6 protein-coding genes, 1 tRNA gene and 1 pseudogene are annotated in these 9,916 nt (G+C 68.8%); 5 read left to right on the top strand and 3 right to left on the bottom strand.

The genetic code is table 11. The annotated features are described in order from the left end of the window. The 3 genes and pseudogenes from QH470_RS17935 to QH470_RS17945 all read right to left on the bottom strand — a co-directional run. Positions 1 to 320: pseudogene (locus QH470_RS17935) on the bottom strand (glycosyltransferase); the annotation flags it as partial. Positions 321 to 443: 123 nt separating this feature from the next. After that, positions 444 to 1,211: a TetR/AcrR family transcriptional regulator C-terminal domain-containing protein gene (locus tag QH470_RS17940; RefSeq protein ID WP_280273528.1), complete on the bottom strand. Its 768-nt coding sequence runs from the start codon at positions 1,209 to 1,211 to the stop codon at positions 444 to 446. Positions 1,212 to 1,427: 216 nt separating this feature from the next. Continuing rightward, positions 1,428 to 1,504 (bottom strand) — tRNA-Arg (locus QH470_RS17945). Between the two features lie 188 nt (positions 1,505 to 1,692). Between QH470_RS17945 and QH470_RS17950 the strand changes: the two genes are divergently transcribed. From QH470_RS17950 to QH470_RS17970, 5 genes are all read left to right on the top strand, one after another. Beyond that, positions 1,693 to 3,732, top strand: a complete 2,040-nt coding sequence (locus QH470_RS17950) for a bifunctional copper resistance protein CopD/cytochrome c oxidase assembly protein (RefSeq protein WP_280273529.1) — start codon at positions 1,693 to 1,695, stop codon at positions 3,730 to 3,732. Next, on the top strand, positions 3,729 to 4,685 hold the full coding sequence (locus tag QH470_RS17955; RefSeq protein WP_280273530.1) for a threonine/serine dehydratase: 957 nt from the start codon (positions 3,729 to 3,731) through the stop codon (positions 4,683 to 4,685). The genes QH470_RS17950 and QH470_RS17955 overlap by 4 nt, the downstream gene beginning before the upstream one ends. Positions 4,686 to 4,869: 184 nt before the next feature. Beyond that, positions 4,870 to 5,337, top strand: coding sequence for a single-stranded DNA-binding protein (locus QH470_RS17960; protein ID WP_280273531.1), 468 nt, complete (start codon positions 4,870 to 4,872; stop codon positions 5,335 to 5,337). A gap of 78 nt (positions 5,338 to 5,415) precedes the next feature. Further along, positions 5,416 to 7,092, top strand: coding sequence for an energy-dependent translational throttle protein EttA (gene ettA, locus QH470_RS17965; protein ID WP_280273532.1), 1,677 nt, complete (start codon positions 5,416 to 5,418; stop codon positions 7,090 to 7,092). 295 nt (positions 7,093 to 7,387) lie between these two features. Further along, the coding region (locus QH470_RS17970) for an NAD-glutamate dehydrogenase domain-containing protein (RefSeq protein WP_280273533.1) at positions 7,388 to 9,916 on the top strand (2,529 nt) is incomplete at its 3' end.

Genomic DNA, 9,916 nt, shown 5'->3' on the forward strand with positions numbered 1-9,916 from the left:
CCCCAATGATCGTCGAGGCTGGGCTCGTCCTGCCAGCACCGGTCCGGCCCGCGTCGATTGTGGCAGCGCCCGTCCGGGGTGAGCGCATCGATCACGAAGTCGAAGTACACCCTGGTGAGGTCGAGCAGCTCCGGGGTGGGCTCGGTTTCGCGGACCGTGACCAGGAGGCCGCGTGCCACGTCGTCGACGCAGTAGCCGTTGTCGACCCGTGGCTCGGTGAGCCGCGCGTGCTCGAAGATCCCGCACTCGTCGCTCAACCGGAACAGATGTGCGTAGGAAATGGTGTCCGTACTCGGAGGTCTGTCGGATCGGACCGGCACACGTCCTCCTTCCGTCGTCCGACCCCTGCGCCGCTCGACGGCCGTTCGTGCCGAGTCGGCGCGCAGCGATCGCACTGCTATCTACAGCGTAGATTCACATTGTAGACGACGGAGGCGCGAGCCTCACCGCGCGGCGGGCGCATCCTCCGGTCCGGGGAGGGTGACCGCGCCCGTGTCGACGGGCGCGGCGTCACCCGGCCCCGGCAGCGTCGCGGCGAGACCGGCCAGCAGGATGTCGAGGCCACGCTCCAGTTCGGTTTCGCCGTCGTAGGCCGCCAGCACCGATGCGAGATTGCGCACCAGCGGGAACTCGCCGATCGGCAGGCGGTACAGCCCGAGCCGCAGCAGATCGTCGGTCTCCTCCGGGCGTTCCACGATCTCCTGCAACTCGTTGAGCACATGCCCGTAGAGGAATCCGAACAGCGCCCGGTAGATGTGCAGCGCGTCGACCTCGGTGTAGCCGACGCCCATGAGCAGCGCGAGCGTGTCCTCGAGCGGCCGCACCATGGTCGGCGGGCGCTGTCCGAGCGGAGTCGCCAGCGGCCGCGTCACCAGCAACGGCACCACCCGTGGATGCGCCAGCGCCACCCGTCGGAACTCCCGTGCCACCCGCCGCACCTCGGCCACCCAATCCGGCGCCGCGGCGTCGACCGACAACTGCCCGAACACCACCTCGGCGACACCGTCGAGCACCGCGGCCTTGTTCGGCACATGCCGGTAGATCACCATCGGATCCCGGCCCACCGCCTCGGCCAGCCGCCGCATCGACAACCCGTCGACACCCTCGCGATCGACCAGCTCCAGCGCCGCGCTCAGCACCGCCGCCCGAGTCACCGGGCCATCACCGCGCCCGGCCCTGGTCTTCTTGCGACTGTTCGACGACTCGGCCATCCGAAGGACTCCATTTCTCGAGGTGCACCGCGCTCTTGATCGTAGACCTACAATGTTGACGGCAACCGCGCGAACGCGCCGTGAGAAGTGGAAGATCTCGCTGGAGAAGAAGGACCTCCGCGCCGAGTATCGCGTGTGATCCGGGGGTTTCCTCGGTGCCACGGCGGGGTACTTATGTGGGTAATCTGCCTGACCTGGGAAAATGGTCAAGCTGGGTGGCGCCCCCGGCAGGAATCGAACCTGCGACCTAGGGATTAGAAGGCCCTTGCTCTATCCAACTGAGCTACGGAGGCAGTGCACAGCACCACACACCATGCCGGGTTCTCGGCACGGTGTCCAGCACGATTAGTATAGCGAGCGTCCAGATTCGGTCCCGGTTGCCGCTGAGCAACTCGCGGGCATGTCAGCGGGGTCACAGGAGGCCGCGGGAGGTGCGGACCGGGGCGGTCGCGGGTGTGGGCGCCGAACTAGGCTGAACCGCATGTCGTCACCGCAGGACCCGTCCGTCGAAGCCGAATCCCAGGGCATCCGGTCGGAGTCGGCGGCGATGTTCCCGGTGCTCACGGCGGTCGCCACCGCGCTGGCGGCGCTGGTCGCCCCGCTGGTGGTGGGCCTGTCCGCAGCTCAGGCGCTGACGCTGCTCGGAATCCCGGATCCGGGCCCGCTCACCACCTACGGTCTGCCGGCGGTCCGGGCGGTCGCCGATCTGGCCGCGGCGATGGCGGTCGGTTCGTTGCTGTTCGCGGCATTCCTCACGCCGCCGCAGCGTAATGGACTGCTGGACGTGGGCGGGTACCGGGCGCTGCACCGCGCCGGGATCGCGGCGCTGGTGTGGGCCGGCGCGGCGGCGTTGCTGGTGCCGCTGACGCTGTCGGACACCACCGGGCAACCGGTCCGGTCGACGCTGCGGCCCGATCAGGTGTGGCATGCCATCGCGCAGGTCGAGGTCGCGGGTTCGTGGCGGACCACGGCCTGCATGGCGCTGGCGCTGGCGGTGGGCTGTCGTCTCGCGCTGCGCTGGGGCTGGACGCCGGTGCTGTTCGCGTACGCGGTGCTGTGCCTGATGCCGGTCGCCCTGACCGGACACTCCTCGTCCGGGGGTGCGCACGATGTGGCCACCAACAGCCTGATCCTGCATCTGGTGGCGGTGTCGCTCTGGGTGGGCGGGCTGTTCTCGGTGCTGGCCTACGCGCTGCGCGGCGGCGAGCACACCGGGACGGCGGCGCGGCGGTTCTCGCTCGTGGCCACCGGGGCGTTCGCGGTGGTCGCGGTCAGCGGGGTGATCAACGCCTGGGTGCGGGTGCCGGGCAGCGAATTGTTCACGACCACCTACGGCCGGTTGGTGATCGCGAAGACGATGGCGTTGTGCGTACTCGGGGTGATCGGTTTCGTGCAGCGGCGCATCGCCGTGCCCGCGCTCCTGAAGAACGCGCGCGACCGCGCCGCCCTGATCCGCTACGCCGGTGTCGAGGCGCTGGTCTTCGCGGCTACCGTCGGGCTCGCCGCCGGGCTGGGCCGCACGCCGCCACCGGATCTGAAGCAGGTCCCGACCCCGGCCGAGGTGGAGCTGGGATACGACCTGGCCGGCCCGCCCACGGCCGCGCGAATTCTGTTCGACTGGCGCTTCGATCTGATCTTCGGGACGCTGTCCCTCGTGCTTGCTGTGCTGTATCTGGCCGGGGTGCGGCGACTGCGCTCCCGCGGCGACGCCTGGCCCGCCGGGCGCACCATCGCCTGGCTGTGTGGCTGCGCGGTGCTGCTGATCGCCACCAGTTCGGGTGTCGGCCGGTACGCCCCGGCCATGTTCAGCGTGCACATGGCCCAGCACATGCTGCTGTCGATGCTGGCCCCGATCCTGTTCGCGCTCGGCGGGCCGGTGCTGCTGACGCTGCGCGCGCTGCCACCTGCCGGCCGCGACGCACCACCGGGGCCGCGGGAGTGGGTGCTGGCCGCGGTGCACAATCCGGTGTCGCGGTTCATGACTCAGCCCGTGGTGGCCACGGCGTTCTTCGTGGTCGGCTTCTACGCGCTCTATCTGGGCGGCATCTTCGACTCGGTGGTCGACTCGCACGGCGCGCATCTGGTGATGAATGTGCACTTCCTGGTGTCGGGCTACCTCTTCTACTGGGTGGTGCTCGGGATCGATCCGAAACCGCGGCAGGTGCAGTCGATGACGAAGGTGGGCATGGTGTTCGGCTCGCTGCCGTTCCACGCCTTCTTCGGTGTCGCGCTGATGAGCATGACGACCGTGCTGGGCGCCTCGTTCTACCGTTCGATCGGGCTGGGGTGGAATACCGATCTGCTCGGTGATCAGCGCACCGGCGGCAGCCTGGCCTGGGCCAGCGGCGAGATCCCGCTCGTGCTGGTGATGCTGGCGCTGCTGATCCAGTGGTCCCGCAGCGACGACCGGCTGGCCAAGCGGATGGACCGCGCCGCCGAGCGCGACCACGACGCCGACCTGGCCGCGCACAACGCCATGTTCGCCGAGCTGGCCCGGCGGGATCGGGGGACTCGGTCGTGACCGACGCGCCCACGACGGGAAATGTGCGGCGGCTGTACCGGTCCGACGTGCGAGCCGCCCGCCTGCGGCTGGGCCGCCGGATCCGCGTGACGCCGGTTTTCCATACCGAGGTGACCGGTCCGCACGGCCCGGTGAAGGTGACCTTCAAGCTCGAATACCTCCAGCACGGCGGCACTTTCAAGGTACGAGGCAGCCTGAACGCGCTGCTCGAGAACCGGTCCGATCGGCGCGGCGTCATCATCGCCTCGGGCGGCAACGCCGGTATCGCCGCGGCGCTGGCCTGCGCCGTGCAGGAACGGTCCTGCACGGTGGTGGTGCCCGAGTCGGCGCCGCACACCAAGGTGGCCGCCATGTGGGCCTACGGCGCCGAGGTGCTCTGGCACGGCACGACCTACGCCGACGCCAAGAACTACGCGACCCAGCTGGCCGAGGAGCGCGGCGCCCTGCAACTACACGCCTACGACCTGCCCGCGGTGGTAGCCGGAGCGGGGGTCGTGGGGCTCGAGATCGAGCGTCAGGTCCGCGGCCGTCCGCCGGTGCTGGTCGCCGTCGGTGGTGGCGGGCTGGCGTCGGGGATCGCGGCCGCCCTGGGTCTGCGGGGCCGCGTGATCGGCGTGGAGCCGAAGGGGTCACCCACTCTGCACGCCGCCCTGGCCGCGGGCCGCCCGGTGGACGTGCACGTCAGCGGGTTGGCCTCGGATGCGTTGGGCGCCACCCGGATCGGCGACATACCGCTGGAACTCGCGCAGCGGTACCGGATGGGTTCGGTGCTGGTCACCGACGACGCGATCGCGATGGCGCGCGAGTACCTGTGGCGGGAATTCCGGATCGTGGTCGAACCGGCCGGCGCGGTGGCGCTGGCGGCGATCCAGAGCGGCGCGTATGTGCCCGGCCCGGGGGAGCGGCCGGTGATCGTGCTGTGCGGGGCGAACACGGATCTGACGACGCTGTAGGCCCTGGCCGCGCAAAGCGGAACAGCGGGTATCCACAGCCGGGAATTTCATCCACAGATTCGGTTTCGGTCTGTTGCGGCGGCGGGTGATCGATCAGGCTGGAGGTGTCCCGATCGCAGGGGCACAGGGGATCGGTCCGCACGGCCGCGCGCCGTCGAGGGACCGAATTACGAAGGGGCGGAACATGTACGAGGCGAATACTGCCGTCATCGGCAATGTGGTCACGCACCCGGTGCGGCGCAGCCTGCCCAGCGGCGAGCAGGTGGTGTCGTTCCGGATGGCGAGCACCGCCCGCCGGTTCGACCGCGACAGCGGCAGCTGGGTGGACAACGGCACCCTCTTGCTCACCGTCAACTGCTGGCGGCGGCTGGTCGAGGGTGTGGACGCCTCGATCCGCCGCGGTGATCCCGTCATCGCCTACGGGCAGCTGCGCACCGCGGAGTACCACACCAGAGACGGCGTGGCCCGGCACGACCCGGAGATGCGCGCGAGCGCCCTGGGTCCGGACCTCGGCCGCTGCTCGGCCCCGGTCCTGCGCCCTCCGGGCGGGAACTCCGCCGCCTCCGCGTCCGTTGATGTCGAGGCGGATCATCGACCGGCCGACCCGAGCGCCGCCGACCCGGTCTCCGCTACCCCGGTCGAGGCCGGCTGACGAGCGATTCCGCTCCCCGGCGCTCGCGCGGTAGCGCCGCTTCGTCCCGCACACACCCACACCGATAGGCTTTCGCACATGGCTGAGTTCATCTATCAGATGAGGAAAGTTCGCAAGGCGCACGGCGACAAGGTCGTCCTCGATGACGTGAACTTGAACTTCCTCCCCGGCGCCAAGATCGGCGTTGTCGGTCCGAACGGCGCCGGCAAGTCGAGCGTGCTGAAAATCATGGCAGGCATGGACCAGCCGAACAACGGGGACGCCTGGCTCGCTCCCGGGGCGACCGTCGGCATCCTGCAGCAGGAGCCGCCGCTGAACGAGGAGAAGACCGTTCGCGGCAATGTCGAGGAGGGCCTCGGCGAGATCAAGGTGAAGCTGGACCGCTTCAACGAGATCGCCGAACTCATGGCCACCGACTACTCCGACGAGCTGATGGAGGAGATGGGCAAGCTCCAGGAGGATCTCGACCACGCCGACGCCTGGGATCTGGACTCACAGCTGGAACAGGCGATGGACGCGCTGCGCTGCCCGCCGCCGGAGGAGCCGGTCACCAATCTCTCCGGTGGTGAGCGCCGCCGCGTCGCGCTGTGCAAGCTGCTGCTGAGCAAGCCCGACCTGCTGCTGCTCGACGAGCCCACCAACCACCTCGACGCCGAATCCGTGCTGTGGCTGGAACAGTTCCTGGCGCAGTACCCGGGCGCCGTGCTGGCCGTCACCCACGATCGCTACTTCCTCGACAACGTCGCCCAGTGGATCCTCGAACTCGACCGCGGCCGCACCTACCCCTACGAGGGCAACTACTCCACCTACCTGGAGAAGAAGGCCGAGCGCCTGGAAGTGCAGGGCAAGAAGGACCAGAAGCTGCAGAAGCGGCTGAAGGACGAGCTGGCCTGGGTGCGGTCCGGCGCCAAGGCCCGCCAGGCCAAGAACAAGGCCCGCCTCGGTCGTTACGAGGAGATGGCGGCCGAGGCCGAGAAGATGCGCAAGCTGGACTTCGAGGAGATCCAGATCCCGGCCGGTCCGCGCCTGGGCAATGTGGTCGTCGAGGTCGAGCACCTGGACAAGGGCTTCGGCGACCGGCAGCTGATCAAGGATCTGTCGTTCACCTTGCCGCGCAACGGCATCGTGGGCGTCATCGGCCCCAACGGTGTCGGTAAGTCCACGCTGTTCAAGACCATCGTCGGCCTCGAGCAGCCGGACAGCGGCACGGTGAAGGTCGGTGACACGGTCCAGCTGAGCTACGTCGACCAGAACCGCGCCGGTATCGACCCGAACAAGACGGTGTGGCAGGTGGTCTCCGAGGGCCTGGACTTCATCCAGGTCGGCAGCCAGGAGATGCCTTCGCGCGCTTACGTTTCCGCCTTCGGCTTCAAGGGCCCGGACCAGCAGAAGCCGGCCGGTGTGCTCTCCGGTGGTGAGCGCAACCGCCTGAACCTGGCGCTCACCCTGAAGCAGGGCGGCAACCTGATCCTGCTCGACGAGCCCACCAACGACCTCGATGTCGAGACCCTCGGCTCGCTGGAGAACGCCCTCGAGCAGTTCGCCGGTTGCTCCGTGGTCATCTCCCACGATCGCTGGTTCCTCGACCGCACCTGCACGCACATCCTGGCCTGGGAAGGCAACGACGACAACGAAGCCGCCTGGTTCTGGTTCGAGGGCAACTTCGAGGCCTACGAGGCGAACAAGGTGGAGCGGCTCGGACCGGACGCCGCGCGCCCGCATCGAGTCACCCACCGCAAGCTGACCCGCGACTGATTTTCCGTCGTTCCGTACCCGGCAGCGTTCCGGTTACCGAGGGGTTATCCAGAAGCAAACGGTGTGATTCGTCATATTTCAGGCGTGTGCCAAATGACTACCGGCGCAACGCTTGTCGGGCGCTACCTGGAAGTTCGAGAATGCACGGGTGAGGTCGTACCAACCGGAACGTTCGGGCGTGCTGCCGTAGTCGCAGGTTTGGGGACATTCCCCGGCGGCGTCTGCGGCGTCCAGCTACTCTCGACTCCGGCGTCACTTTGTTGCGGAACCCAATCCGAGGGAGTTGGCGAAGAAAATGACGGTCTCGTCCGATATGTCCACCGTGGCGTGGGTCGCGAGTTTGCCGGAGCAGTTGCGCGGCGAGCTGGCGAGCCTCGAGGAGGCGTACTTCCGCCACGTGGACGCCGGCGATGTGGACTGCGCGATCACCGGGGGCTCGAACCTGGTGTTCCGGCGGCACATCGAACTGGGCCTGCTCCGCCCGCCGGGACAGGCGCGGGTGCGGGTGTACCACCCGGACGACGGTTCGGGCCTCGGGGCCGCGGTGCAGATGGTCACCGACGACATGCCGCTGCTGGTGGAGTCGGTCACCTCGTACCTCAGCCGGCAGGCGGTGAGCATCAGCGAGGTGATCCACCCGATCATCGAGGTGGTCCGCGACGCCGAGGGCGCGCTGGAATCCGCTGTGCCGCACGAGGTCGACGGCAACGGGACGACGGGCCGCCGGGAGTCCTGGATGCATGTGCAGTTGCATCCCTCGACCAGCCCGGAACTGCTGGCCGAACTCGAGACCGGCATCGCCGACGTCCTCACCGACGTGCGCCAGGTGATCGGTGACACCGAGACCATGCGCACCGTGCAGGACCGGCTCGCCGACGAACTGGAGGCGGCGGCCGGGCGAGGCACCCCGCCGTTCTCCCCGACCGACCTGATCGACTGCGCCAACCTGCTGCGCTGGCTGGCCGACGGCCATTTCACCGTGCTCGGCTATGCCCGGTACCAGCGCCCGGCCACGGGCGATCCGCAGGCGAAACCCGTTGTCGTGGCGGACAGTTCGCTCGGCGTGCTGCGTCCCGACGTGGGCACCGACTTCCGGGTCCCGGTGGACAGCGGGGAGCGCCCGCTGCTGATGCTTACCCAGGGCCTGGTCCCGGCGACCGTGCACCGGTCGGTGTACCCGTATTTCGTCGGCGTCGCGGAATTCGACTCCACCGGCGTCGTCACCGGCGAGCACCTGTTCATCGGCGTGTTCACCGTGGCCGCGATGCACGAGAACGTGCTCGACATTCCGGTCGTCGAACGCCGGGTGCGGTCGGTGATCGAGCAGAGCGGCTTCGATCTCGACTCCTTCTCCGGGCAGGCGATGCTGGAGGTCATCCAGTCCTTCCCGCGCACCGAGCTGTTCTCCGCGGACGTCGAGACGATGCGGCACACCGCGGGCGCGGTGCTCAATGTCGGTATGCGGCGGCAGGTTCGGTTGTTCCTGCGCTCGGATTCCTACGGTCGATTCGTGGCCTGCATGGTCTACCTGCCGCGCGACCGCTACACCACCCGGGTCCGGCTGGAAATCCAGGACATCCTGGTGCGCGAGCTGGGCGGTGTCTCCATCGACTACTCGGCCAGGGTCTCCGAAAGCGAGCTGGCCAGTGTGTATTTCACCGTGCGGCTGCCGGAACCCGGCACCCCGGTGGATGTCTCCGAGGCCAACCGGCTGCGCATCCAGAGCCTGCTCGCCGAGGCCAGCCGCACCTGGGACGACCACCTGCGCGACGAGGTGGCCGCCTCCACGGTGCTGGACCCGGCCGTGGTGCAGCGCTACACGGCCGCCCTGCCCGACGCCTACAAGGAAGACTTCTCGGCGGGCCGCGCGCTCGCCGACATCGTGCGGCTGGAACGGCTCGGCGCGGGCCGGATCGACCAGCACCTGTACCGCCGCCCCGGCGCCGAGCCGGGTTCGTGGCGCTTCACTCTCTACGTCGGCGGCGGCATCTCGTTGAGCCAGGTCCTGCCGCTGCTGCAGAGCCTCGGTGTCGAGGTGGTCGACGAGCGGCCGTACAAGATCCAGTTCGAGGACGGCCGCGAGACCTGGATCTACGATTTCGGGCTGCAGGCCCGGCCCGACATGTTGCGAATGGCGTTGGACCGCGACATGGATGCCGAGCTGGTCGAGAAGACCGACCGCCTGGAGGCGCTCGGCATGCGGGAGCGTGGTCTGCGCGAGCGGTTCACCCAGGCCTTCGACGCGCTGTGGTACGGGCGCGCCGAGGCCGACGGCCTGAACGAACTCGTGCTGCGCGCGGGCCTGAGCTGGCGCACGGTGTCGATCCTGCGGGCGTATTCGAAGTACCTGCAGCAGGCCGATTTTCCGTACAGCCAGGCCAATATCGCCCGCGTGCTGCTCGCGTCACCGGACGCGGCGCGGCTGTTCGTGGACCTGTTCGCGGCGCTGTTCGACCCCGACTCGGCCGCTCCGGACCGGGCGGCGGAACTGGAAGCGGCGGTCGCCGAACGCATCAACGAGGTGGTGAGCCTCGACGCCGACCGCATTCTGCGGGCCATCCTGAGCCTGGTGCGGGCGACGCTGCGCACGAACTACTACCGCACCGACGAGCAGGGCGCGCCGCGGGAGTACCTGTCGATCAAGGTGGAGCCGGGCGAGATAGCCGAATTGCCCAGGCCCAAGCCGCAATTCGAGATCTTCGTGTATTCACCCCGGGTAGAGGGTGTGCATCTGCGGTTCGGTCCGGTGGCGCGTGGCGGGTTGCGCTGGTCGGACCGGTTGGAGGATTTCCGTACCGAGATTCTGGGTCTGGTGAAGGCCCAG

It is taken from the genome of Nocardia wallacei, from assembly GCF_029868745.1.
GTDB classification, from domain to species: domain Bacteria; phylum Actinomycetota; class Actinomycetes; order Mycobacteriales; family Mycobacteriaceae; genus Nocardia; species Nocardia wallacei_B.